Annotated in this window: 17 protein-coding genes; 7 read left to right on the top strand and 10 right to left on the bottom strand. The window is 65.3% G+C overall.

What is annotated here, in order from left to right:
• Positions 1-57: 57 nt before the first annotated feature.
• The 3 genes from ACTZWT_RS14160 to ACTZWT_RS14150 all read right to left on the bottom strand — a co-directional run bounded on the left by ACTZWT_RS14160 (position 58) and on the right by ACTZWT_RS14150 (position 6,162).
• Positions 58-1,560, bottom strand: a complete 1,503-nt coding sequence (locus ACTZWT_RS14160; RefSeq protein ID WP_444770623.1) for an efflux transporter outer membrane subunit — start codon at positions 1,558-1,560, stop codon at positions 58-60.
• Between the two features lie 220 nt (positions 1,561-1,780).
• The gene (locus ACTZWT_RS14155; protein WP_444770325.1) at positions 1,781-4,948 is read right to left on the bottom strand and encodes an efflux RND transporter permease subunit; all 3,168 of its coding nucleotides are present in this window, start codon (positions 4,946-4,948) and stop codon (positions 1,781-1,783) included.
• A complete protein-coding gene (locus ACTZWT_RS14150; protein WP_444770324.1) occupies positions 4,945-6,162 on the bottom strand; it encodes an efflux RND transporter periplasmic adaptor subunit in 1,218 nt (405 codons plus the stop codon). Before ACTZWT_RS14150 ends, ACTZWT_RS14155 begins: the two co-directional genes overlap by 4 nt.
• Positions 6,163-6,496: 334 nt before the next feature.
• Between ACTZWT_RS14150 and ACTZWT_RS14145 the strand changes: the two genes are divergently transcribed.
• From ACTZWT_RS14145 to ACTZWT_RS14135, 3 genes are all read left to right on the top strand, one after another.
• Positions 6,497-6,805, top strand: coding sequence for a GCG_CRPN prefix-to-repeats domain-containing protein (locus ACTZWT_RS14145; RefSeq protein WP_444770323.1), 309 nt, complete (start codon positions 6,497-6,499; stop codon positions 6,803-6,805).
• A gap of 72 nt (positions 6,806-6,877) precedes the next feature.
• Positions 6,878-7,564, top strand: coding sequence for a response regulator (locus ACTZWT_RS14140; protein ID WP_444770322.1), 687 nt, complete (start codon positions 6,878-6,880; stop codon positions 7,562-7,564).
• Entirely contained in the window at positions 7,561-8,691 is a 1,131-nt protein-coding gene (locus ACTZWT_RS14135) for an ATP-binding protein (RefSeq protein ID WP_444770321.1), read from the top strand. Before ACTZWT_RS14140 ends, ACTZWT_RS14135 begins: the two co-directional genes overlap by 4 nt.
• On the opposite strand, the gene ACTZWT_RS14130 is transcribed toward ACTZWT_RS14135, so the two are convergent.
• Positions 8,675-9,106: a hypothetical protein gene (locus tag ACTZWT_RS14130; RefSeq protein WP_444770320.1), complete on the bottom strand. Its 432-nt coding sequence runs from the start codon at positions 9,104-9,106 to the stop codon at positions 8,675-8,677. The genes ACTZWT_RS14135 and ACTZWT_RS14130 overlap by 17 nt on opposite strands.
• 23 nt (positions 9,107-9,129) lie before the next feature.
• The gene (locus tag ACTZWT_RS14125; protein ID WP_444770319.1) at positions 9,130-11,490 is read right to left on the bottom strand and encodes a TonB-dependent receptor family protein; all 2,361 of its coding nucleotides are present in this window, start codon (positions 11,488-11,490) and stop codon (positions 9,130-9,132) included.
• 374 nt (positions 11,491-11,864) lie between these two features.
• Here ACTZWT_RS14125 and ACTZWT_RS14120 point away from each other — a divergent pair, with 374 nt between their 5' ends.
• The 3 genes from ACTZWT_RS14120 (at position 11,865) to ACTZWT_RS14110 (ending at position 14,865) form a co-directional block, all read left to right on the top strand.
• Complete coding sequence (locus ACTZWT_RS14120) at positions 11,865-12,623, top strand: Crp/Fnr family transcriptional regulator (RefSeq protein ID WP_444770318.1); 759 nt, start codon at positions 11,865-11,867, stop codon at positions 12,621-12,623.
• Between the two features lie 75 nt (positions 12,624-12,698).
• On the top strand, positions 12,699-13,283 hold the full coding sequence (locus tag ACTZWT_RS14115) for a Tll0287-like domain-containing protein (RefSeq protein ID WP_444770317.1): 585 nt from the start codon (positions 12,699-12,701) through the stop codon (positions 13,281-13,283).
• 160 nt (positions 13,284-13,443) lie between these two features.
• Positions 13,444-14,865, top strand: a complete 1,422-nt coding sequence (locus ACTZWT_RS14110) for a sensor histidine kinase (protein WP_444770316.1) — start codon at positions 13,444-13,446, stop codon at positions 14,863-14,865.
• A gap of 9 nt (positions 14,866-14,874) precedes the next feature.
• On the opposite strand, the gene ACTZWT_RS14105 is transcribed toward ACTZWT_RS14110, so the two are convergent.
• Positions 14,875-17,154: a CHASE2 domain-containing protein gene (locus ACTZWT_RS14105; RefSeq protein ID WP_444770315.1), complete on the bottom strand. Its 2,280-nt coding sequence runs from the start codon at positions 17,152-17,154 to the stop codon at positions 14,875-14,877.
• A 245-nt stretch (positions 17,155-17,399) separates the two neighbouring features.
• Between ACTZWT_RS14105 and ACTZWT_RS14100 the strand changes: the two genes are divergently transcribed.
• The gene (locus ACTZWT_RS14100) at positions 17,400-17,828 is read left to right on the top strand and encodes a hypothetical protein (protein WP_444770314.1); all 429 of its coding nucleotides are present in this window, start codon (positions 17,400-17,402) and stop codon (positions 17,826-17,828) included.
• Between the two features lie 27 nt (positions 17,829-17,855).
• Here the strand turns inward: ACTZWT_RS14100 and ACTZWT_RS14095 are convergent, their stop codons facing one another.
• The 4 genes from ACTZWT_RS14095 to ACTZWT_RS14080 all read right to left on the bottom strand — a co-directional run bounded on the left by ACTZWT_RS14095 (position 17,856) and on the right by ACTZWT_RS14080 (position 23,920).
• The gene (locus tag ACTZWT_RS14095; protein ID WP_444770313.1) at positions 17,856-19,595 is read right to left on the bottom strand and encodes a FecR domain-containing protein; all 1,740 of its coding nucleotides are present in this window, start codon (positions 19,593-19,595) and stop codon (positions 17,856-17,858) included.
• Positions 19,596-19,606: 11 nt separating this feature from the next.
• Positions 19,607-20,917, bottom strand: a complete 1,311-nt coding sequence (locus ACTZWT_RS14090; protein WP_444770312.1) for a tetratricopeptide repeat protein — start codon at positions 20,915-20,917, stop codon at positions 19,607-19,609.
• A gap of 238 nt (positions 20,918-21,155) precedes the next feature.
• A complete protein-coding gene (locus ACTZWT_RS14085) occupies positions 21,156-21,875 on the bottom strand; it encodes a Spy/CpxP family protein refolding chaperone (protein WP_444770311.1) in 720 nt (239 codons plus the stop codon).
• Between the two features lie 227 nt (positions 21,876-22,102).
• On the bottom strand, positions 22,103-23,920 hold the full coding sequence (locus ACTZWT_RS14080) for an ATP-dependent nuclease (protein ID WP_444770310.1): 1,818 nt from the start codon (positions 23,918-23,920) through the stop codon (positions 22,103-22,105).
• Positions 23,921-24,809: the final 889 nt, after the last annotated feature.

Here is a 24,809-nt window from a genome sequence, read left to right as displayed (position 1 = left end):
TGATCTCCTGCCTTGTTGATCCTGCATTGTCGAAATGGCTTTCGCCAATCGTCTCTCTCATAGAGCCGCATGCCGAAGCGTGATCGCACCGGCTGGATGCGGGCCGGTGTTCACGTCGATCACCTCCGGCCTCAGCGCATCGACCTCGCCGTCCCATCCACCCCCGAGCGCCTTGTTGAGTGCGATATAGTCCGAGACGATCCGGACCCGGCTTTGCAGCAGCGCGTCTTCGGCACCGTAGAGCGACCGTTCGGCGGTCAGGACGTCGAGGAAGCTCGACGATCCGGATCGATACAGTGTCTGCGACAGGCTCACTGCCTGTCGATAGGCCGTGGTCGATGTCGCGAGAATGCGGCTTCGCGAACGCTCGTTACTCAGCGACACCAGCGCGTCTTCGACATCCTTCAACGCGGTGAGCACCGACGTCTGGTAAGCCAGAAACTGCTGGTCGCGCTGCGCCTGCGCGATCTCCACCGCCGCGCGCAATTTGCCGCCGTTGAAGATCGGCACTGTCAGGGTCGGGCCGAGCGCCCAGCTGATCGACGAGTTTTTGCCGAGATCGCCGAGCTTCGTGCCCGAAGTTGCAATATTCCCCGCCAAGCTGACGCTGGGATACAGCGCCGCCTCGGCCTGCCCGATCCGCGCTGTGGATTGCGCGTAGAGGCGCTCCGCCAGCCGCACATCGGGCCGCGCCAGAAGAATATCGGCAGGAATCCCGGCCGGCACCGGCAGCTTCGGCGCCGGGATCGGCCTCGGCCGCGCCAATAGATCCGTCAGAGCAGCCGGCGGCCGCCCTGTCAGCACCGACAGCCGATGCACCGCTGCCGCATAGGCCGTGTCGAGCGTGGGAATGACGGCGCGCGTCGTCGCCGCCTGCCCCGTTGCATTGGCGAGGTCGGCGGCGGACGCGGTGCCCGCCGCCAAGCGGTTGCGGGTGATCCTGGTGGTCTCGTCCTGCGACAGCGCCGTGCGACGGGCGAGCGCGATGCGCGCCTGATAGCCGCGCGCCTCGACGTAGTTCGACGCGACGTCGCCGACGAGCGTCAGCAACACGGCGCGCAGATTTTCGTCCGAAGCATCGATGCCGTATGCCGCGGCTTCGACGGCCCTGCGGTTGGCGCCGAACAGATCGAGTTCCCAGCTCGCGTCGAAGCCGGCCTGATACAGACCGGAGGTGCCGTCCGATCCTACCGACGATGACGGACCGCCGAGGTTCGGTCGGCCGGGTGCCGCCGACGAAACATCCGCCACCTTTGCCAGCCTTGCCGAGTCGCTGTTGGCGATCGTCGGAAGCAGCGCGCCCACGGCCTGCCGATAGCTCGCCCGCGCCTCGCGCACGCGCGCACTTGCCGTCGCGACATCGAGATTGCCATCCACCGCCTCGACCACCAGCCGATCCAGCGTCGGATCGCGCAGCCGGGTCCACCAGCGTGGCAGCGCGGGCCGCGCAATCGCGACGCCGGCCCCGCTCCACTGCGGCGGCGTCGCGAGAAGCGGCGTCCGATAGTCGGGTCCGACCGCGCATCCGCCCAGCATCACGGCGACGAGGATCATCAGCATCGCAAAGGACGGCGCGGCCTTCGGTTTCGCAGGTGCCGCCGGGGACTGAGCGGGCGGCAGCGTCTTTGCCGAGTTCAGCGGGATCTCGATGGCGCACCCGCTCAGCGCTGTGGCCGTCGTCGCCAACGTCGCGAAGGCGACGAGCAGCACTCCGGCGCGCCGGCAGCGCGCAAACAATTGCCGAGCCCGTATCATCCCTGTTCGCGCTTCCATCATCTGCTCACGAGTCTCGCCGGCCCGAAAGGCCGATCGCGTAGGACGGGGTGGCGCTGGCGGGGATCTCGGTGCCGGCCGCACCCTTGAACACACGCCGGACGACGACGAACAGCAGCGGCACGAAGAGGATGCCCAGCAGGGTCGAGGCCAGCATGCCGCCCATCACGCCGATGCCGATCGAATTCTGCGCCGCCGAGCCGGCACCGCTGGCGACGACCAGCGGCGCGACGCCGAGGATGAACGCAAACGACGTCATCAGGATCGGCCGCAGCCGCTGCCGCGCGGCGAGCAGCGTGGCGCGATGCAATCCCATCCCTGCCTGCTGCCGCGCGATGGCGAATTCGATGATCAGGATGGCGTTCTTGGCCGCAAGACCGATCGTGGTCAGCAGACCGACCTTGAAGTACACGTCGTTGCTCTGACCGAGCAGCAGCGCGGCAGCCAGCGCGCCGAACACGCCGACCGGCACCGACAGCATCACGGCAAACGGAATCGACCAGCTCTCGTACAGCGCGGCGAGACACAGGAACACCACCAGGATGGAGATCGCGTACAGCGACGCCGCCTGATTGCCGGAGAGCTGCTCCTGCCGCGACAGCGCGGTCCACTCGTGGCCGAAGCCGGCCGGCAGGCCGGCGACGAGGCGATCGATCTCCGCCATCGCGGCGCCGGAGCTGACGGACGGCGCAGCGTTGCCCTGGATCTGAACCGCGGCTGCTCCGTTGTAGCGCTCGAGCCGCGGCGAGCCGAAGCTCCAGCGGCCGGAGGCGAAGGCCGAGAACGGGACCATTGCGCCGGAGCTGTTGCGGACGTACCAGAGATTCAGATCCTCCGGCTGCATCCGGAAATCCGCAGCAGACTGCAGGTAAACTCGCTTGACGCGGCCGCGGTCGATGAAATCGTTCACGTAGCTGCTGCCCCATGCGATCGACAGCGTCGAATTGACGTCGGCGAGATTGAGGCCGAGTGCACTCGCTTTCTCCCGATCGATGTCGATCGAAAATTGCGGCGTGTCGTCCTGCCCGTTCGGGCGGGTCCCGGTCAGGAGCCGGTTCTGACCCGCGGCGCCGAGCAGTTGATCCCGCGCGGCCATCAGCTTGTCGTGGCCCGCGCCGTTGATATCCTTCAGATAGAAATCGAAGCCGTTGCTGGTCCCGAGCCCTTCGATCGCCGGCGGCGCCAGCGCGAACACCTTTGCGTCGCGAATGCCGGCGAACACCGTCATGGCACGGCCGGCGACAGCACTGGCTGAAAGATCGGCGCCCTTGCGTTCGGCGAAGTCCTTCAGACGCACGAAGGCCATGCCGACATTCTGGCCGGCCCCGGAAAACGAGAAGCCCGTCACCGTCATCAGGCCATCCACCGCCTTGGTCTCGTGATCGAGGAAATGGCGGGTGACCTGGTCGAGCACGCGCTCCGTGCGATCCGTGGTGGCGCCGACCGGCAATTGCACCGACACCATCAGCAGGCCCTGGTCCTCTTCGGGCAGGAATGAGCTCGGCAGGCGGACGAACAAGAGGCCGGCGGCGACGATGACGAGCACGAAGGCGGCGAGCCCCTGCCGCGGACGCCGCAGCATGCCACGCGCGCCGGCGTGATACGCATCCGTGCCCCGACCCAGAACGCGGTTGAACCATCCGAACACGCCGCGCTTCTCGTCGTGCGGCTTCGGCGGACGAAGAAACGTCGCGCACAAGGCCGGCGTCAGCACAAGCGCCACGATCACCGACAGCACCATCGCCGAGACGATCGTCACCGCGAACTGCCGATAGATCACCCCGACCGAACCACCGAAGAACGCCATCGGCACGAACACAGCCGACAGAACCGTGGTGATGCCGATCAGCGCGCCGGTGATTTCCGTCATCGATTTGGCCGTCGCCTCGCGCGGCGACAGCCCCTCGTCATGCATGACGCGTTCGACGTTCTCGACCACCACGATCGCGTCGTCGACCAGAAGACCGATCGCCAGCACCATCGCGAACATGGTCAGCGTATTGATCGAATAGCCGGCCAATGCCAGCACGCCGAAGGTGCCGAGCAGCACGACAGGCACCGCCAGCGTCGGAATTAGCGTCGCGCGGAAGTTCTGCAGGAACACCAGCATCACCACGAAGACGAGGACGACCGCCTCGACCAGCGTGCGGGTGACGTCGCGGATCGAGATCTCGACGAACGGGGTGGTGTCGTAGGGGTAGACGACCTTGACGCCTTGCGGAAACGTCGGAGCCAGCCCGTCGATCACCGCCTTGACCGCAGCGGCCGTCCTGATCGCATTGGCGCCGGTCGCCAGATTCACGGCGAGCCCCGTCGCCGGCAGGCCGTTGTAGGTCGACGAACTCGTGTAGTCCTCCGCGCCGAGTTCGACGGTCGCAACATCGTTGATGCGGACCATCGATCCGTTGGGGTCGCTCTTGACGACGATGTCGCGGAACTGTGCCGGTGTCTGCAGCCGGCTCTGCGCGGTGACGGTGGCGTTGAGCTGCTGCCCCTTGCGCGCCGGCAGGCCGCCGAGCTGACCGGCCGAAACCTGGGTGTTCTGGGCCTGAATCGCCGCCGTGATATCGGCCGGCGTCAGCGCGTATTTCAGCAGCTTCTCCGGATCGAGCCAGATCCGCATCGCATAGCCGCCGCCGAACAGCTGCGTATTGCCGACTCCTTCGACCCGCTTGAGCGTGTCGTTGAGCGAGCTCTTCACATAATCGGCGATATCGGTCTCGCTCATCTTGCCGTTGGTCGAGACGAAGCCGACCACCATCAGAAAGCCGTTGGTCGATTTGGTGACGGAGAGACCCGTGGTCTGGACGATCGACGGCAACAGCGCGGTGACGAGCTGCAGCTTGTTCTGCACCTGCATCTGCGCGACGTCCGGATTGGCCTTGTTGGTGAAGGTGAGCGTGATCTCGGCCTGCCCGCTCGAGGTCGACGAGGCAGTCATGTAGTCCAGGTTGTCGAGTCCGGTCATGCCCTGTTCGATGACCTTGGTCACCGAGTTCTCGACCGTCTGCGCGTCCGCGCCGGGATAGCTCGCACTGATCTGGATTGTCGGCGGCGCGATCTCGGGATATTGCGACACCGGCAGCGTGGTCAGCGCCAACAGCCCGCCGAGCATGATCACGATCGCGATCACCCAGGCGAAGATCGGCCTCCTGATGAAGAATGCGGAGATCATGGCTCCGCCCTCGGGCGGGCGGCGCGTCGTTGCGGCGGCAGGCGCCCGCGCACTTCGCCGGTGGTGTCGTCGACCACGACTTCGGCGCCGGTGGCCATCTGCCCGGGGCGGACATACTGCGTGCCTTCGACGATCACCCGATCGCCCTCGCGAACGCCGGCACCGATCAGCCAGTTGTTGCCGACGCTGCGGATCACCGACAGAACGCGCTGCTCGGCCTTGCCGTCCTTGTCGAGGAACATCGCGGTCGCCTCACCCTTGGTATTTCGTGTGACGGCGCGCTGCGGCACCAGGAAGCTGTCGGGCGCCACGCCTTCTTCGACCACGGCGCGGGCAAACATCCCGGGCAGCAGCAGTCGCTGCGGATTGGGAAACACCGCGCGCAACGTCACCGTGCCGGTCGAGGTGCTGACATTGGCCTCGGAGAATTCGAGCTTGCCGGCCAGCGGATAGATCGCGCCGTTTTCCAGCTTCAGTTTCACCGCGACATGCGGACCGCTCACTTTCAGGCGTCCGGAGTCGATCGCCTGCCGCAGGTTCAGCAGGTTGGTGCTCGACTGAATGACGTCGACGAAGATCGGGTCGAGCGTGCGGATCGTGGTCAGCAGCCCGGTCTGGCCGGCCGTGACCAGCGCACCGGGCGTCAGGGACGAGCGGTCGGTCCGGCCGCCGATCGGCGCCTTGATGGTCGTGTAGTCGAGATTGATTCTGGCGGTCTCGACGGCGGCTTTCGCGGTGGCCACCTCCGCCTTCGCCTGCGCGAGCGCGGCGACCGCATCGTCGAAATCCTGCTTGCTGACGGCGCTCTGTTTGACGAGGCCCTGATAGCGCTCCGACTTGGCCTGCGCGCTGGGCACCGCAGCTTCCGCCTTCTGCAAGGCCGCGACGGCGCTGTCATAGACGGCCTTGTAGGGCGCAGGATCGATCTGGTAGAGCGCCGCGCCCGCGGCGACCTCGCCGCCCTCGGTGAACAGCCGCTGCTGAACGATGCCCGACACCTGGGGACGCACCTCGGCCGTCTGCGAAGCGACGACGCGACCGGGAAGCTCCGCGGTCATCACCACCGCCCGCGGGCGCAGCGTCACGATGCCGACCTCCGGGCGGACGGCGCCGGCGGGATCGGCACCGCGATCGTCTCGCCGGAGCTCGCAGCCGGCGAGCGCCACGACAAACGCCAGGGCCGCGATGGCGGCGATCTTTGAATGGGACGACACGGGTTTCACTCTTGAGGGAGTATGGCGGGGCGGCAGCCCGCCGGGGCGCGGGAGCGCGATGCGACGACGCGCGAGGCTTATCCGCGGCGCATTGGCCGCGTGTGGAGACTTGGTGGAGGTTTGATGGAGGTGGCGGTCCGGCGACTGCCGAATGCGCTCCGCTCATCGTCAAATCAATATCTGAATCAATGAATTACCGGAGATTTCGGCGCGCAGCGGTCGCTCCGGCGCGGCGTTCCGCTGGCAGCATTTCGGCCGCGATCTTCGCTAACAACAGACCGGTCGCCGTCGCGACGTCGTCAGGGAGCTCTGTGATCCGATGAGAAAGTTACTATTGAGAACCGCGGTTTTGATGGGCGCGCTGACGCTGGGTGGCGGAAGTGCGGTGGCGATGCCGCTCGGCCATGCGCTGCACGCGCCGGATGTGATCCAGGCGGGCTGGCAATGCGGCCGCGGTTGGCATGTCACGTCCTGGGGCACCTGCCGCCCCGATCGCCGCCTCGACTACAGGTTTTCTTCATGGCCGTACCGCTATGATGGCCACCGCGCCGAGGACTGGCGTGACGATCACGGCTGGAGCCGCGACCACGATCCGTCCGATGACGATGTTCCGCCCGCATACGACTGGTCATGGGACCACTGAACCAGGCGCGCCTCGAGCCGAGCCGATTCCGCAAATGGTCCCGATCGGCGCGACCTTGCTGGACGACGATCCATGAACGAACTCATCCTCATCGCTGAAGACGAGCCGGAAATCGCCAGGATTCTCGACGCGTATCTGGTGCGCGAAGGATTCCGAACCGTGACTGCGGCCGATGGGCAGACGGCGCTCGATCAGCACGCGATCCTGAAGCCGGATCTCGTTCTGCTCGATGTGAAGATGCCGAAAATCGACGGCTGGGACGTGCTCGCCGAGTTGCGTCGTCGGGGCGAGACGCCGATCATCATGATCACGGCGCTCGATCAGGATCTCGATCGTCTGCAGGGATTGCGTCTCGGCGCTGACGATTACGTGGTCAAGCCGTTCAACCCGCTGGAGGTCGTCGCCCGCGCCAAGGCGGTGCTGCGACGGTCGGGCCACGCGGCCAGTCGAACGATCCTCCGCATCGGCAAGCTCGAAGTCGACCTCGAGAGTCATCTCGCGAAGGTGCACGGCGATGACGTCTCGATGCCGCTGCAATTGACCCTGACCGAATTCCGGCTGCTCGCTCACATGGCAAAGGCGCCGACGCGGGCTTTCGGCCGCAACGAGCTGATCGACGCCTGCCTTCCGGGCGGCGATGCGCTGGAGCGCACGGTCGACAGCCATGTCAGCAATCTGCGCCGCAAGCTCGACGAAGCGGGCGCGACCGGCATGATGTCGGTCGTGCGCGGGATCGGCTACCGGTTGAATGCCGCATGAGACATTATCGCCTCAGCCGGCAGATCACGCTGTCGATGAGCGTCGTCGCCGCCATCGCGGTGCTGATGGTGTTCGTCGGCACGTTCATCTTCTACACCATCTATCTCACCTGGTTTCCGCCGCCCCCCGGCCCGCCGCCGCTGCTGCCGGAAGCACCCGACTTCATCCTGATCGCGATCTTCCTTCTGCTCGGCCTCGCCATCGCGATTCACGCCGCGCTTCGGCTGACGCGGCGCATCCTCGCGCCGCTCAACTCGCTGGCCGAGGGCGCCCGCAAAATCGCAGCCGGCGACCTCACCGCGCGCGCGGTGGCGGGCGATCGCTCGCTCGGCGAAACCGCCCAACTGGTCGACGATTTCAACGCGATGGCTCAACGGCTGCAGGACGTGGCGGAGTCGATGGCGTCGTGGAACGCTGCCATCGCGCATGAACTGCGGACACCGCTGACAATTCTGCGCGGCCGCCTGCATGGCCTCACCGACGGCGTATTCGAACCCAGCGACGAACTGTTCAGGAGTTTGCTGGCCCAGGTCGAGAATCTGTCGCGTCTCGTCGACGATCTGCGGGTCGTGACCCTCTCGGACAGCCAGCGCCTGGACATGCGTGTCGAACTGACGGATCTCGTCAAGGAGGTCGAGGAGGCCGTCGATGCGATGCGCCCTGCCCTGGACGGGGCCGGTTTCACTGTCCGGATGACGACCCGACCGGTGACGCTGCCATGCGACGGCGCGCGGATCCGACAGGCGCTACTCGCGCTTCTGGAAAATGCGCGCCGCCACGCGACGCCCGGGGCGATCGAGATCCGGATGACTCTGGAGAAGGCGGACGTCGTCATCGCCGTCGAAGACGAGGGGCCCGGCCTGAACGCAGAATTCGCCGCACAGGCCTTCGATGCGTTCGCACGCGCCGAGCCCTCCCGGTCTCGGCAATTCGGCGGCTCCGGCCTCGGATTATCCGTGGTCCGCGCAATCGCCGAGGCGCATGGCGGACACGCGCGATACAGACCATCGAAGACGGGTGGCTCGGTTTTCGAGATCGTTCTTCCCGTCGCCGGCCCGCAACTGGACGGAAAAGGCGCGTCGCACGATTCGCCTCTGTCGATCCGAAGAACTACGACAGGTCCTTGATCGTCACGCGGCCGTCGCCGTCCTTGTCGAGGGCCTTCAGCCAGGTTTCACCACCGTCGAGAAACTCGGCGCGGGAAACCCGGCCGTCGCCGTCGGTGTCGTTCCACGCCCGCGTGAGTCCCTTGGCCACCTGCCGGATCTTGTCCTGGTCTTCCGGCGCAAAACGCGCGATGCCCGCCTCGCGCACCTTGTCGAAGCGGTCGTACTCCTGCGGATCGATATAGCCGTTGGCGTCGGCGTCGAAGGCGAAGAACCGCTGCTCGCGTCCCTGCCGGATCTCCGCCAGGGTGACGGCGCGGTCGCCGTCATTGTCCCACTGTTCCAGAAAATGCTCCAGGCTCGGCGATTCCGCCGCCGCCGGCGTGGAGATGACGATGGCGACGGTCAACGCCGCCAGTTTGATGCGCATGCTCATGTCGAACCCGATTTCCTTGTTGATCAGAATCTTGCCTTGATACCCGCGTAGAAGCCGCGTCCGTCGGCCGGCAGGAACGCAGCCTGGCCGGACGTTGCGCGATCGACCACCAGCGTCGTCGCCGCGTAGGTCTTGTCGAACAGATTGGTGATCTCGCCGAACACCCGGAAGGTCTTGTCGATCTGGTACTCGCTGCGCAGATCGGCGACCGCATAGGGGTCGGCGAACAGCGTGTTCGCGTTGTCGACCGCCACCTCTGACGGGCTCCAGCGCACCGCGCCCTGCACCATCCAGGCGTCGGTCGCCTGCAACTGCAACTGCGCATAGATCAGATGCGGCACCACGCCGCCGAGCCGGTTGTTGCCGCGGACCGGATCGTCGACGAAGCGGAAATTCTGATAGGTGTAGGCGATGCGGCCGGACAACCGATCGGTGAACCTGACGCCGGCGCCGAGTTCGACGCCGAAATGCGTGGTCCGGTCGGCGTTGACCGCCCCGAGCAGCGCGCCGGTGACGTCCCGCAGCGTGAGCAGTTCGTTATCGACCCACGAGTAGTAGGTCACGACGTCCCAGGAGAAGCGATCGGCACGACCGCGCCAGCCGCCCTCCACCGTGTTCGCCGTCTGCGCGGCCAGATTCGGCGTCGCGAACGCCGCCGCCGCCAGCGACGGATTGCCCGGCGTCGGCCGGCCGGGGCTCGAATTCGGCGTCCCGTTGATCGTCGCGATCAGATCGTCATGGGTCGGCGGCTCGAAGCTGTGGCTGCCGGCGATGAAGAAGGTCTGCATCGCGTCCGGCCGATAGCTCAAGGCGAGGCTCGGACTCCAGCCTGAATAGTTGCGCGAATAGCTGGTGCTCTGGGTCGCCACAGATCCGTTCGGCAGCAGAACCGTCGGATTCGCCGGGTTGTACGCGATCGTCGGCCGGCGCGCCGAACCGTAGACATCGTCGCTGTCCCGCGTCGCATAGGCGTAGGAGATCGACGGCGACACCACGAGTTGGTGCCAGACCGGAACGTTGGCGCCGGTGTACAGCGACAGCGTCTGGGCGTTCAGCCGGTTGGCGCCGAATTGCGACCCGGTCTGGCCGCTTTGATTGAGCGAGTAGCTGCGATCGGCCGAACCGACGGTGTATTGCGCGGTGGTCTCGAACAGCGGCAGCAGCGCCGCCGCCGGATTGTAGGCGTAGCGGGCCACGCCGGTGAAGTCGCCGCCCTGCGTGGTGCGCACACCCGAGGAGATCGGGAAGCGGAACATGTCGTCGGTGTAGGTGTAGCCCATCGCGACGTCGAACAGATGCGCGTCGAACACAGCCGTGGTGCGGTTGCCGACCATGAACTGACTTGCCTCCCGCCGCGGCTTGTCGCGCACGGCGTTGGGACCGGGATTGACCGCGACGCCTCCGACCACCGTCGGGCCGGCGTTGACCTGCTTCGGATTGGCGTACAGCGTGGTTTTGTTCACCGGCCCCGGGACGTCGAAGCCGAGATCGGTATAGCCCATGAAGAATCGGGTCTTGACGTTCTCCGACAGCGCGACGCCGACATTGCCGTTGACGCTGACGCGCTCCGACGAATTGTAGCCGCGGTAGCCGTCGCGGCGGGCAGTGTCGAACTGGATGAACGCGTCGACATTGTCCTTCTTCCCGCCGGTCTGCCCGCTGGTGTTGATCTGGCCGAAGCTGCCGCCGCTGACGCCGATCTGGGTGCCGGGCTGGCTCGATCCGGTCGGCGACACGAAGTTGATCGCGCCGCTCAGCACCGTGGCGCCGAGGCGGTTGGCCATATAGCCGCGATACACCTCGATCGATTCGGCCTGTTGCGCATTGGCGAAGCCGATGATGTAGGAGCCGTCGGCACGATTGATCGGCAGGCCGTTGCTGAGCACCAGAACGCCGCGTTCGGCCGGATTCTGCTGGGCGGAGCCGCGCATCTGGATCCGAGGCTGATCATTGGAGCCGAGGAAGTTCTGCACGATCAGTCCGGGAATACCGCTCAGGCTGTTGGCCAGCGTCGGATTGCCGCGATCGGCTATGTCCTCCCGCGACACCAGCGCAACGCCGCCCGGCAATAGCTCGAAGCGCTGACGGACGACGTCCGCAGGCGTCACCGACGGAGCCGCAGCCGCGGGCGTCACATCGGTCGCCGCCGAACGCGGAGTCGAGGAGCGCTGCCGGACGACGGAGCGAACCGGCTGCCGCGGCGCTTCGACGACGACCGGCTCCAGCGTGATCGTCGACCCGGGCGTCGCCGATTGCGCGAAGCAGGCCTGGCTGGTCGACGACAACAACACGGCGGCGGTGAATGTGCGCACAGATCCTCGGCGACCGGCTCGCCGAATTGCGCTGATCACTCCTTCGGTCTGCGTCTGCCCAGCTACGTTCATCGAAATGCCCCTCATCGTGCATGACGCGGCGCGTCCCCGCCGCGATGCCGTTCCACTGCTTCAAAAATGAAAAGCCGCCCTCGCCCGCAGAACGAAGACGCCTGCGCGGCCCAGCAACGAGTTTGACTTTTCGGATTTGATCTCGATGGCAACCGGGCTTTCTCGATCGCGGCCGACCATACAGATCGGTCGCTCGAGTCTTTTGCTTTGACGCAAACAACTCCCATTCCCGACATGCGATGGATCTGATTGACGGACACTGTGACAAATATGTGCGCGGTACTTAGAGGGCTTCAAAATACAACGCGTCATTTCCGCTGATAGGTCAGCATCAGGAGGAAGCGTCCACCCTTAGAAACAGTGGCAGGTCTGGAATGGAAATGGGTGTTCGACGCGAAGCCGTGGCGCACAGCGCATTGTTCTCGCATCTCTCGGAGATGGACGCGGCCTTGCTGCTGAAATCGTCGATCGTTCGGCAGATCCAGCCGGGCAGCGCCCTCTTCCATCAGGGCGATGCTCCGGAAAACCTTTTTCAGATCGTCGAGGGACTGGTCAGAGTCACCCAGCTCAATCGCGAGGGCGAGCAGATCACGCTCAGGATCATGGGGCCTGGCGATCTGTGCTGCGTGGCCGCGATTCGACAGCGCTCCTATCCAGCGACGGCGACCGCGCTCAAAGACACCACCGTGCTGGCATGGCGCGGCTGCTCGTTCATCGAGATGACCAATCGGCACCCGGCGATCGCCAACAACGTCTTGGCCATCGTCGGCAACCGCGCTCACGAGATGCTGCAGCTTGCGACCGAGATGACGGGAAAGTCCGTCTCACAGCGAATTGCCGCAAGCCTGCTTCGGCTGTCCGCGCAAGCCGGAATCGAAACCAAGGAGGGGCTTCACATCGAATCTCCGGTCACCCGCACCGATCTCGCCTCGATGGCCGGTCTCACCTACTTCACCGTCAGCCGCATCTTGAGCGCCTGGCAGAAACAGGGCCTGGTGAAGAGCGGCCGCCATCGGCTGACGATCCTGGACATGCCCCGAATTTCGGAAATTGCCGAGCCGCGATTGGAACAGGTGGACGCGGCCGCCTCTGCGGCCGATGGCGGCGGCGCGCGGCGCCGCGGCCCCCGGTGACTTCGTCACAGACGCATGGCCGTGTCTCCCCTAACGCTCGGCCTGCATCGTCGTCTCAATCATCGCGGGCCCGCCATGCCGACCAGGATTTTTCTCGCGATCGTCGTCGCCGCGGCTGTGGTGGTAACGGCGCTTGTGTTGCGCGAGCGGGGCGAGGACAAGCTGGCGCTCGAGGCGGAGGCGCAAGCCTTGATCAAGGACTTCGGCGGGTCGCTGCTCGGCGCGCTCAAGGGTTCGATCGAGAGTTCGGGGCCGGTCGAGGCGGTGGCGTTCTGCAACAAGGAAGCGCCTGGCATTGCCGCGCAAGCGTCGCGCCAGAGCGGCGGATGGCAGATTTCCCGGACCAGCCTGAAGCCGCGCAATCCGGCGTCGGCACCGGACGATTTCGAGCGCAAGGCAATGTCGGATTTCGTCGGCCGCATCGCCGCCGGCGAGCCGGTCGCCTCGCTCCACCACGCCGAGATCGTCGAGCACGACGGCCGACGCAGCTTCCGCTACGTTCAGGCGATCCCGACCGGCGAACTCTGCCTCGGCTGCCACGGCAGCGCCATCAAGCCGGACGTCGCCGCGAAGATCCGCGCACTCTACCCTGACGATCAGGCCACCGGCTTCAAGCCGGGGGAAATGCGCGGCGCCTTCACGCTCAGCAAGCCGCTATAGCACCACGGATCACTGCGAACGCGTCGCTTTCGCCGCTGCGAATGCGATCCGAGCGGGATAACCTCCCGCTTCCGGCGCGGGCGACTTTCACCACACTGGTTCCAATTGAGCTCGGCGCGCGCGCGCTCTAGGGTGGCCAGCCCAGCTCACAACAGTGCCGATGACCCGCAAACCATTCTCAACTTCAACGCTCGCGCCCTGGCTTCTCGGCGTCACCCTGCTGCTGTTCATCGTCATCGCCGGTGCGCTGATCCTGAATCTGATGCGGCTGCGCGAGAGCTTCTCCTGGGTGCAGCACACCAACGACGCGCTGCTGTCGATTTCCGGCATTCAGCGCGCGGTGCTGGAAGCCGAAACCAACGAGCGCGGCTATCTGCTCACCGGCATCGACAGCTATCGCGAGAGCTACAACCATACCCGCGACGCACTCGCCTCGCGGCTCGACAGCCTGCGCTCGATCGTCACCGACAACCCCGAGCACGTCGCCCAGGTCGATGATCTCCGCCAGTTGATCGACATGCGCACGGCCCAGCTCGGGCGGGTCATCGAACTGGGGCCGGAGCGTGTGCGCGAGGCGCTCGACATCCTCGAACAGGCCCGCACCGACCGGCTGACCGAACGCGTCGAGGCCAGCCTGACCGCCCTGACCCGCGTCGAACAGGCCCTGCTTACGGAGCGCATGTCGCGGCACGATCACGAGAGCCTCGCGGCGGCGCTGATCACCGCCTGCCTGCTGATCCTCGCCGTCGCCAGCGCCGCGATCGCGGCGTTTCTGCTCGAGCACCAGCGCGCCGCGGCGCGCCAGCGGGACGCCGACCAGCGGCTGCAGAGCCTGCAGGCCGAACTGATGCGGGTGGCGCGGCTCAGTACCATGGGCGAGATGTCGAGCGCGCTGGCGCACGAACTCAACCAGCCGCTCGGCGCGATCACCAACTACGTGCAGGGCTCACGCCGGCTGGTCGAGGCCAGCAGCCATCCCGACAAGGCGAAGATCGGTGCCGCGCTCGACAAGGCCGCGCAGCAGACGCTGCGCGCCGGCGCGGTGATCCAGCGCCTGCGCGAATTCGTCGGCCGCGGCGAGACCGACAAGACGGTCGAGAGCCTGCGCGTGATCGCCGAGGACGCGCTGTCGCTCGCCTCCGTGGTCACGCGCGACCGGCCGGTCGACGTCGCGCTGATCCTCGATCCCGCGGTGGATCGCGTTCTGGTCGACAAGGTGCAGGTGCAGCAGGTCTTCCTAAACCTGATCCGCAACGCCTTCGAAGCGATGCACGAACTGCCGGAACGGATGCTCTCCATCACCAGCCGGGCGGTCGAGGACGGCATGATCGAGGTGGTGGTCGCCGATTCAGGCCCGGGTCTCGATCCGCAGATCGCCGACCGGATGTTCCAGCCGTTCGAGACCACCAAGCCCGAAGGCATGGGGATCGGCCTGTCGATCTCGCAGACCATCATCCAGGCCCATGGCGGCTCGATCACCGCCGAGCCCGCCCCCGCCGGCGGCACGATGTTCCGCTTCACCCTGCCCTGCGCCGATCCCGGCGCCCACGAGCCGCGGCCCGCGGCCGTTTCGGTGTTGTGAGCACCGCGCCTATCCGACACCTTGCTTCTGCACCCCGCCGATCACCCCCACGCGTTCCGCGAAGTGATCGTACAGCCCCGCCAGCGCCAAAGGCGCGGCGCTGCGGCAGGCCGCGAGTGCGTCGGCTGCGCCTCCCGCGTCGGCTGCAGCCAGCGCCTCCAGCAACAGCCTGTGCCGCCGCTTCAGCTCGGCGAATTCCGCCGTCGCGGCGAAGGCCTCGTCGCCGGCGAGCGCATAGAGCCGGGTCGGCTTCGATTTGCCCTTCAGCATGATCTCGCCGGCCTCGAGCAGCGCGATGCCGGGCGCGGCGCGGGCGACGTCCTCGGAGACTAACAGGTCGGTGCCGAAGCTCTTCGACGCGCTTTCGATCCGCGCCGCGACGTTGACCACGTCGCCCATCGCCGAATAGTTGAACCGCTTGGCCGAGCCCATATTGCCGACGCAGGCCGCGCCGGTGTTGATGCCGACCCCGATCCGCACCACCGGATCGGCGACGCCGCGCGCCGCGAAGCCGAACGCATCGCTGTCGTTGAGCTGATCGACGACGGCGCGCATCTTCAGCGCGGCGCGGCAGGCGCGCGCGGCGTGGTCCGGCACGTCGACCGGCGCGTTCCAGAACGCCATGATCGAGTCGCCGATGTATTTGTCGATGGTGCCGAACTCGTCCTGGATCGCGTCCGACAGCGGCGCCAGCAGCGTGTTGATGAAGTCGACCAGCTCGGTGGCGCTCAGCGTCTCCGAAATCGGCGTGAAGCCGCGGACGTCCATGAACATCACGCTGAGGTCGCGGGTCTCGCCGCCGAGCCGCATCGCGTCGGGTGCCTGTTCGAGCTTGGCCAGCAGCTCGGGCGCGAGATACTGCCCGAACGCCTGACGCGCGAATCTCTTCTCGCGGTCGGAGGCCATGTGCAGCACGCGCTCGACCGCCACATAGGTCAGCAGCGTCGCCAGCGACGGATACACCGGATCGATCAGCAGCCGGAACTGCGAGAACGCGATCCACGATCCGCCGATCGCGCCGAGAAACACCACGCCGCAGGCGATCAGCGAGAACCGCGCGCCGGCGATCAGCAGCAACGCCGCGACCAGAGAGCCGAGCAGCAGCGTCAGCACGATCTCGAAGCCGTCGGCCCAGTCCGGCCGCTCGATGAAATCCTGCGCGATGATCTGCTCGATCATCTGCGCCTGGATCGCGACGCCCGGCACCACCTGCCCGAGCGGCGTCGCCCGCGCATCCAGAAGGCCGGCGGCGGAGGTGCCGACCAGCACGATCATGCCCTCGAGCCTCTCGCGCATCTCGGCCTCCCGGGCCGGGTCGAGCACGTCTTTGACCGACACGTAGCGGTCGGGGCGGTCGCGGTTGAAATACACCCAGGCCTCGCCGTCATGCGTCAGCGGCAGCTTGAACTGGCCGACCCGCATGTCGAGCAGCGCGGCGCGGCCGGTGTCGGCGTCGCCGCTGGCGCCGGTGCCGCGCACCACGATGCCCTTCTGGTTCTGCACCACGCGCAGCGCCTCGATCGCCAGGCTCGGATAGACGCGCGCGCCGTCGGACATCAGCATCGGCAGCCGGCGGACCACGCCGGACCGGTCGCGCGCCGATAGATTGATCGCGCCGATTCCGGCGGCGGCCTCGTCGAGCAGCGGAAGATTAGAGACCGCGCCCCGGAACGGCGGCAGCACGGCGGCTGGCGTCACGCCGACCGCGGCGAGGCCCGCCTTCACCGAAGGCCGCGTGGCGTTGGCCGATCGGATCGCGGCGAAGCCGAGCACGGTCGGCGTCTTCTGCATCGCCTGGGCGAAGCTCGCATCGTGATCCGGCAGGCTCTTCAGCAGCGCCACGGTGAGATCGCGGTCCGGCAGATCGGCGTCGCCGAGCTCGCTGGCGAGGCGGGCCGGCGTGGTGCGGTCCGGCTCCGAGAAGACGATGTCGTAGGCGACCACGCCGGCGCCGAGGTCGCCCAGCCGCTTGGTCAGCGCGGCGAGCCGGGTGCGCGGCCACGGCCATTGCCCGAAGGCGGCGAGCGAGGTCTCGTCGATATCGACGATGCGCACCGGCAGATCGGCATCTGCCCGGGGCGACAGCCGCTGATAGGCGTCGAAGGCGCGCTCCTTGGTCTCGTGCACCAGCCGCGGATCGTAAGTCCGCAGAGCCGTCAGCGCGATCAGCGTCACCAGCGCCGCCGCCACGGCGCGCACCGACTTGCCGCGCGACAGCCGCCGCAGCCTCGCCCAGACAAGCGCGGCGCGATTGAGGATCGGATGCGTAGCGCGGTTCAGCCGGCGCACGGCATGCACCCGGCCGAGGTGCCGTAGCGAGAACCGCCTGGCAGCCACCCGCGTAGCGAACGATCTTGGCGATGGAACTGGCGCATGGGGCCGAACGTTGTCGGTTCGATGGCGGACCTGATGCACCCGGCCCGCGGCGATGAACGCCGCGATGTTAGGAACATCTGCCCGGTCTGGCCACTGCTTTCACCGCCGGCCCGCCGTGCGCATGCACGGCCGGGCGGCCAAGGCGAAGGAACAAGGCGATGGCGCGGATAAAATCGGACGTCCGGCGGGTCGGGCCGCTGCTGGCATTGCTGGCGCTGCCGCTCGCCGCGGTCACGATCTACGGCGGCACGACGAGGGCGAACGGCGATCCGCCGTTGCAGCAGATCGCCGACGAGGCGGCGATCGCCGGCGTGCATGCTTTGGCGTCCAGCGATCATCAGACGGCTGCGGGCCGCGCCGCCGCTTCCAGCGTCGCCGCGCGGCGCGTGATCGGCGATCGCCCCGCGAAGATCCTTGCGGTCACCCCCGCCGACGAAGAGTTGAAAGTCTCGATCGATCTGCTCGATCCCGCGACCAACGCCCAGGCAACCGCAACGGCGCGCTACGTGCCGCCGAGCACCGGCCTCGCCCCGCAAAAGGCTGCGGCCGTGTCCAATCATGCCAGCCCGCCGGCGCATCGCTTCTGACCCGGCGGCGCGTGACCGGCGACGCGCTTACTTGACCTGCGCGGCGAAGATGCCGCCGCCCAGATAGTTGGTGCCGGTGATCGACACGCTGCCGCCCATCTCGCTGGCCGGCCCGGCCACGCCGCGGAAGAAGCTGCCGGTCAGCGCCATCTGCCGCGCGCCCGCATCGCCGGCGAGCGAGCCCGCGAAATTCCGCGGATCCTGCATGAACTGCACCTGGCCCGCATAGTTGGTGTTGTCCAGCCCGGTGACGGTGACGGCGCCGGTGCGGTTGCCGAAATTCACCGTGTTGCTGAAATTTCCGGAGGCGAAATACTCACTGCCCTGGTTTTCAATCGCCGCGACGACATGGCCGGCATAGGTCGCCTGTCCGGTAAGCGGCACTTCGCCGGCGGTGGTCGGCCGGCCCGCGACCCAGAAACCGATCGCCGTATCGATGTAGGAGTATTGGGTGCTGGTGCTGCCCCAGAATCCCCAGCGCGTGTAGTCGCATTGGCACGGCGTCGCATTGCCGGTGTTGTACTGGCCCTGCAGCGAAGCCTCGCTGCGATTGAGCGCGATCATCGCGCCGGCCTGGTTGGTGATCGGCAGACTGTTGATCTTCGACACCGGCTGGCCGTTGGCGTCGAGCCCGGGCCCGGCGCCGAAATTGTTGTAGTCGCCATAGGCGCCCTGCCCCTCGGAATCGGTGCCCACCGAGCCGAACTGATAGTCGAAGGTCGAAGGCAGATAGGCGGTGTTCGGGCCGGGCGTCACCTCGCCTGAGAAGTTCGCCTGAACCCGGTTGCCATTGGCGTCCAGCGCGACGGTCGACGTGCCAGTCATGGTGCCGGTCGACCCGGACGAGGAGTAGCTGTTGTTGCCTGTCAGCACGGTGTGCATCAGCCCGCCGAGGAAGCCCGACAGCGTCAGCGACGGCCGCGGATCGACCACCTCGTGCGGGATTTCGCGCGCGGTCTGCTGGGCCGCCACATTCTGCGTCGAATTCTGCACCGACTGATTCAGCGTCGATGCCGCCTGGTTGATCGGCGGGATCGCCGCCGGCGGCGGCGCTGGCGTCAGCGAGCCCACGACCGAGCCGCCCGGCGTGCCGGTGGCGCGGTTCGAGGCGCGCTGGACGTTGCCCTGGGACGCCGCACCGCGCGCGACGCCGCCGGACTGGCCGCCGCCGCTCTGGAACATCTGGATCTGGTTCAGCACGAAATTCGGCGGCGGCGGACCGGGCGGCGACGGCGGCTGGCCGCTCTGCAGCGCGGTGTATTCGCCGGCCCCGAGCGTCACGGTCGATCCGCCGGAGCGGACCGTCGATGAGCCATAGCCGGCATAGACGTGATTGGTGCCGATCAGCGCCACGCCGCCGCGGATGCCGACGGTCGCCGACGCGGTCTTGATCTCGGCGTCGCCGGTGTGGCTGATCTGGCCGCCGACGAAGCGCAGCGCGCCCTTGCCGAGCGTCGCCGCGAGCTTGCCGCTGCCGGCATTCGGATCATAGACGTATTCGTCGATCGTCAGATCGCTGTTGGGGCCGATCGTCATCGACGTCTTGTCGATGAACAGCAGTTGCACCGAGCCCGCATTGGTGGTCCGGATCCGCTCCTTGTGGGTGATCGACGCGCCGATGGTGATGGTGCGCATGTTGGCGGTGGCGTTGGGATTGACCGCCGACGCCTTGCCGACTTCCTGCGCGAGCGCGCTGCCGCCGAGCAACGCCACCGTGAGCGCCGCCATCGTCCCCTGCCCGATCCGCCGTCGAAAAACCCGTCGCATCGCCGGTCTCCTCAGAAGCGCAGCGTCGGGCCGATCGAGGCCGACAGATTGTTGGTGCGGTAATTGGGCAGATTGGAGTCGATCTTGGTGTAGGTCACCTGGGTTCGCAGCCCGATATTGTCGATGAGTTGCGCATCGAAGATCGCGCCGTAGCGATATTCCTGGTCGCGCCGCACCACCACCGGATCGACGATGAAATTCGGTGCTTCATAATTGGCCTGGCTGAAGCCCGCCGTCGGCGCGAAAACGAAGGCGCGCTGCGCGCCGAACACCGTCGCGACGAATTCGATCGGCAGCGCGACGTCGATCGAATAGCGCTTGTAGCTGTTGTAGTCGGCGATCGCCTTGTTGCCGTCGAAGCCGGCGCGCGTGGTCCAGTGCACCCCGCCCCAGCGGAAGTCGGTCAGCACCGCCGCCGTCAGCAGGTCGCCGGTCTGGCTGCCGGCGGTCGGGAAATAGGTCGAATCGCTGAAGCGGCGATGCCGCGTCTCGACATAGCCCTCGACCATGCCGAGGCCGCCGAGCTGCGTGCGCGCCGACAGGCCGCCGCCCAGCGCGTTGAAGTAGCTGTAATTGCCGAGCCAGACCTTGTCGCCGATGCCGTAATACTTGAACGACGAATTCTGACCGAGGCCGACGCGGTGGCCGGCGGTGATCTCGACCAGTCCGAGGTTGAACTGGCTCAGCGTCATCTGCCGCGAATTCAGGCCCAGGAACGTCGTCTCGATCGCGTCGCCGCGCAGATTGAGCTTGTAGGCGTAGCTCGCCGCGACGGTCTGGAACGTGCTCCAGTCCGGCTTGCGGCCGTAGCGCGGATCGAGGATCGCCTCCTGACCGAGCGCGCGCACCTGCAAGCCGTTCGGGCCGATATTGGCGTTGGTCTGATAGCGCATGCCGGCGTGCAGGAACACGCTGTATTCGTATTTCGCCAGCCGGCGATCGAGCTCGGCGAGATAGGCCATCACCTGGGCGCGGATGTCGCCGGGCACGTTGCCGCCCTTGATCGCGTCGAGCAGATAACCGCGCGCGATCTCGTAGGACGCGAGCTTGAAATACAACACGCCGAGTTCGAGCTTGACCCGCGGCAGATCGGGATTGAAGAACAGCATCCGCTCCAGCGCGCCGATCGCCGCCTCGTAGTCACCGCGTTCGACCGCCGCACGCGCGAACTTGAAGCTGACATCGAGATCGGCCGGCTGCTGATACATCTGCGTGAACAGCGCGTCGTAGTCCGGCTGCGTTGCGGAGACCGGAACCGGCCCGCTCTGCTGCGCCACAGCCCCCGACACGGCGAACCCGATCGCCGCAAGCGAGCCCAACATGATTTCTCGAAACGTCACACTGCACCCCGAAATCAAATAGTCTCGAAACCGATTGCTCGATCTTCAATTCAATTGGTCGGGATTTTGCGGGCAACGTTCGGCCAGCGGTATCATTTTTTGCGCGCAGCGTTCGCGTTTGCCCCTCGTCGTGACTTTTGTGTCACGCCGGGGGCATGGAAATGTCCTGAAATTGCACGAGGTCACATAAAACGCTGCGGGATTGGGCAGGCGCGCCGGCTCAGTCGAGCCCGCGCTCGGTGCTGAGCCGCACCATTTCTGTGACGAAGATCGCTTTCTGCTTGTCGTCGAGCGTCGCGAACAGCGGCTCGGCGGCGTCGGCGACGGCGCGCTGGTCGGCACCGCGGTCGTACAGGAATTGCGCCTCGTTGCGCATCTGCTCGACGATGTCGTCCGGCGGATCGCGCTGCGCGCGCGCCTTGCGCAGGGTCAGCCGTTCGGCGCCGTGCTGGCCGAGATAGTGCATCGCGCTGGAGAACTGGCCCCAGTGCTTCTCCTGCTCCGGCGTCAGCTTCAGCTCGCTCTTGATGCGCTCGATATTGGCGTCGGAGCTGGCGACGATCTGCTCGGCGGTGAGCTCCGCCGGCGCGGCCGCCTTGGCCTTGGCCGCCTTGGCCTCTCGCGCCTCCTTGCGCGTCTGCCTGGCGGATTTCTGCGGCTCCCCGGATTGCTGCTTCGCCCCGACCGGCCCGCGCGCGGTGTTGCCGCCGGTGACCCCCGTCAGCACCCCGCCGACCACGCCCACGACGCCGCCGATCGCGCCGCCCAGCACCCCGCCGACCGGCCCCGCCGCCTTGTTGCCGGCGCGCGCGCCCTGCTCGACGCCCTGCACCAGGCCCTGGGCGTGGGCACGCGGCTGCGGAGCCGCAAGCACCGCGAGCGCCGCAATGAGGGCAACGATCACGGGAAAAGTGTGGAGAGGCTTGGCAAGTCCAGGCATTTCAATCTCCGTCGCTCGCGCCGGATGATCCCTGCACGCGGGCGCGGATAGAGTGCGGTTCGATTCGGCGGAAAGTTTGGCGGAGCGACGCATTAGACGCCAACGATTTGAACCAGCTCTGAAACGCGAAAACGTCGAATGAAGAACCACCACCTGCTTCGCAGCTCACCGCCCTGAACGGGATCACCAGAACTTCGATCGATATAGAGCAGACGCACGACAATACGTCAGCCCTCCGGGATTACCGAGTCGGCGAAGCTGCTGAGCTTCAAAAGCAGCGAAACCATCTCTTCGGGGACCTCGTCAGATTTCATTGATTCAATGATTGAGGTTGGTGTTACGTTGACCCCATGCTTATCTTGAAGGGCCCTATTGATAGTAGCAAGCGCCTCTTTCCCAGGAACAACCGCTCTCCTAGAGGCTTCTGCCGCCCAAATAGCTTCGAATTCTCGCAAGACTTCCTGGTTGAAGGTCGACTCATCCATAGGTGAACCACCACCTCTTTCGAATTTGCGCCTCGCAGACAGATATTGCCCCTGGATTTCAATCTTACTATCCGAGCTGAATACCTCCAAGACCCCTCTAGCAAACGGCTCGAAAGGCGCTGTGGAGGGCTTTCCTGACCGCGTAGCTCGGTCAGCAACCCTTCTTCTGGAAGCTCTATCAATAGGATCAGGAACAAGAAGAAAATTCTCAATTTCTTTGCAGCCGTGAATAGTAACTAGCTCACAGAATTTCTCGCACTCCGCAAGTATCCATTGACATTCCTTGCCACTTCGGTAGTCGCGATCCAAAATAGCTGCTGCTACAATCTTGCTACCAAGCGTCAACCTCATCCCCAACAGCAAATTCCGCATTCGCTCTGGATTGAACCCTCCAACCGGCACAACCGCGAAACTAGATCGGTTCCCGACGCCAGAGTGACCAAGCTTGATTGCAAACTTCGAGATGATTTGAAAATCTTGCCCCTCAACGAATACAACTTTACGCGTCTTCGCCAACTGCGTCAGCGTCGGATTCAAATTTGAACCAAGTGCGGAAAAGACATCGCCAAGTTCGGCCGGCCGCTTAATTCGCTTCGCCGAAGAACGCCTCTTGTCGACTAGAACTATATCGTCCGGTTCCGCCTCCGCGATGATCTCAGTCGAGTGTGTCGCGAGAATGATGTCTGGCCCCATATCTCTCAACAGACCTAAGAGCTGTCGCTGCAAATCTGAATGGAGATAAATATCCGGCTCATCGATTAAAAATAACGCGGTATTAGTTCTCTGGATGATGTGGGTCAACATCTGACACCAGACTTGAAAACCGAACCCAGCCCAAAAAATCTCACGTGGAATACGATCTTCCGGACAAAACATGTACAGGCGAGTACCCTCAGGTGTCGTCTCTGCAATTGGCCGCTCAACATCCATTCCAGGCCAAGTCCGCTTCAAATAGTCTCTGAACTCATCGAATTTCTCAGGGAAATGGTACCAAATATTCCGAAAATTGCGGGAGGCTCTATAGTTGAACAAAGAAATCCGTGCGGTGTCCTCCTTAACGTACGCCTCATTGTGTTCCAAGGGCCCTAGAATTGGGACGAAACCCACAGCACAATTGAACCTCGATTTGAACGTCGATGGAGTATGCATGGTCCGACCGTTGGCATCAGCAATCAAGAAGCACGAGCCCTGCTCTGGAAAGTAGAGCAACAACTCATTTCCGTTGGAAAGTTTGAAGCGGACGGTCGCTGGAGAAGCGTCGTCATAATTGAAAAAGATGTTCTCTTCGGCGATCGAGATTGCGGTGAGATCGACCGGATAGCCATGAACCATGCCTTCCGGTCCTCTGATCGGCTCAGACTTTCTTCTCCCGGCGCGCCTCATGGCAGCCGCGAGTATCCTGAATCCAATTAGTATAGTTGATTTTCCCGCATTGTTTGGACCAACCAATATATTGAACTGTCGCAGCGACAGTTTGAACTTCTTAAATGCCTTGAATCGGCTGAATTCAACTTGAGTGAAACGAGTGCCGGTATCTTTAGTTTCTAAATTCTCGATCATAAACGAATCCATGAACTGATAAATCTTGTATTCTTCCTTTAGGCTCCGATCCAAAGAAGTGCAATTTTGAGTTTCCTCGGCCCCGCTTTCCAGAACACCAATTTGAGAGACCCTACGTCGATAGGAGCGTGCACTAATTTCCCATCGTCGCTCTCGGTGAACGCATTGCCTACTGAGCTCAAGTGTTCTCACGAACCGCCTTCCCCGGAGGCGCTCTGCAATGACTGTCTAGATCGGTCTCCGGAATTGGCAAAAACGCAGGTAAGACCGGGTTGACAAACCCATCGAAAGGGCTTATATTCCTACTCGTCTCGTTCGCGAGGGGCGCTTCTCGAGGGCGCTTGCGAGGCGGAGCGGGATACGGCGTCCGCGCGCGGGGTTCGCACCCTCGCTCCCGGAGGCTTGGGGTTCCCGTCCGGGCCCACTACGGGGCTCTGCCGCTATCGTCGGCTGGACGCGGGACAGGCGAACGGCGGGAAACCGCCGGGATGGAGCGCCGAGGCGCTCCGGCCACGTCCCCGGAAGAACGGTCCCCTCGCCCATAATCGCCGGGGTGGCGCGCCGCAAGGCGACGCGCGGTTCGCGATCTTCGCCGCTCGCGCGGGCGAAGGCCGGATCGCGACACAAACCAACGCCGCGTCTTGCGGCGCGCCGCCGCCCCTCACTTTGAGGGCGGCCCTCCGGGCACAACTCGGGCGCGGATGCGCCGCGAGGCTGCGGAGGTGTGGCTGTTTGAAGCTGTTACCAACAATCGCCGTCATACGCGGGCTCGACCCGCCTGCGGGGCCGAAGCCCCTTCGTCGCGGCGAAGGCCCCCGCATCCATCGTCCGCGCAGCGGACCCATGATGATGCCGACGTTTGACGAACAGGATGGATTGCCGGGTCAAG

This window comes from Rhodopseudomonas sp. NSM, assembly GCF_052445935.1.
In the GTDB taxonomy this organism is placed as follows: domain Bacteria; phylum Pseudomonadota; class Alphaproteobacteria; order Rhizobiales; family Xanthobacteraceae; genus Rhodopseudomonas.
Note: the sequence above shows the minus strand (reverse complement) of the source record. Positions and strands in the feature narration are given on the sequence as shown.

Bases quoted from the DNA above. Each gene is read 5' to 3' on its own strand.
- ACTZWT_RS14160 (WP_444770623.1), bottom strand. From the start codon at position 1,560: ATGCTGATGATCCTCGTCGCCGTGATGCTGGGCGGATGCGCGGTCGGA.
- ACTZWT_RS14155 (WP_444770325.1), bottom strand. From the start codon at position 4,948: ATGATCTCCGCATTCTTCATCAGGAGGCCGATCTTCGCCTGGGTGATC.
- ACTZWT_RS14140 (WP_444770322.1), top strand. From the start codon at position 6,878: ATGAACGAACTCATCCTCATCGCTGAAGACGAGCCGGAAATCGCCAGG.
- ACTZWT_RS14135 (WP_444770321.1), top strand. From the start codon at position 7,561: ATGAGACATTATCGCCTCAGCCGGCAGATCACGCTGTCGATGAGCGTC.
- ACTZWT_RS14130 (WP_444770320.1), bottom strand. From the start codon at position 9,106: ATGAGCATGCGCATCAAACTGGCGGCGTTGACCGTCGCCATCGTCATC.
- ACTZWT_RS14125 (WP_444770319.1), bottom strand. From the start codon at position 11,490: ATGAACGTAGCTGGGCAGACGCAGACCGAAGGAGTGATCAGCGCAATT.
- ACTZWT_RS14120 (WP_444770318.1), top strand. From the start codon at position 11,865: ATGGAAATGGGTGTTCGACGCGAAGCCGTGGCGCACAGCGCATTGTTC.
- ACTZWT_RS14115 (WP_444770317.1), top strand. From the start codon at position 12,699: ATGCCGACCAGGATTTTTCTCGCGATCGTCGTCGCCGCGGCTGTGGTG.
- ACTZWT_RS14110 (WP_444770316.1), top strand. From the start codon at position 13,444: ATGACCCGCAAACCATTCTCAACTTCAACGCTCGCGCCCTGGCTTCTC.
- ACTZWT_RS14100 (WP_444770314.1), top strand. From the start codon at position 17,400: ATGGCGCGGATAAAATCGGACGTCCGGCGGGTCGGGCCGCTGCTGGCA.
- ACTZWT_RS14095 (WP_444770313.1), bottom strand. From the start codon at position 19,595: ATGCGACGGGTTTTTCGACGGCGGATCGGGCAGGGGACGATGGCGGCG.
- ACTZWT_RS14090 (WP_444770312.1), bottom strand. From the start codon at position 20,917: ATGTTGGGCTCGCTTGCGGCGATCGGGTTCGCCGTGTCGGGGGCTGTG.
- ACTZWT_RS14085 (WP_444770311.1), bottom strand. From the start codon at position 21,875: ATGCCTGGACTTGCCAAGCCTCTCCACACTTTTCCCGTGATCGTTGCC.
- ACTZWT_RS14080 (WP_444770310.1), bottom strand. From the start codon at position 23,920: ATGATCGAGAATTTAGAAACTAAAGATACCGGCACTCGTTTCACTCAA.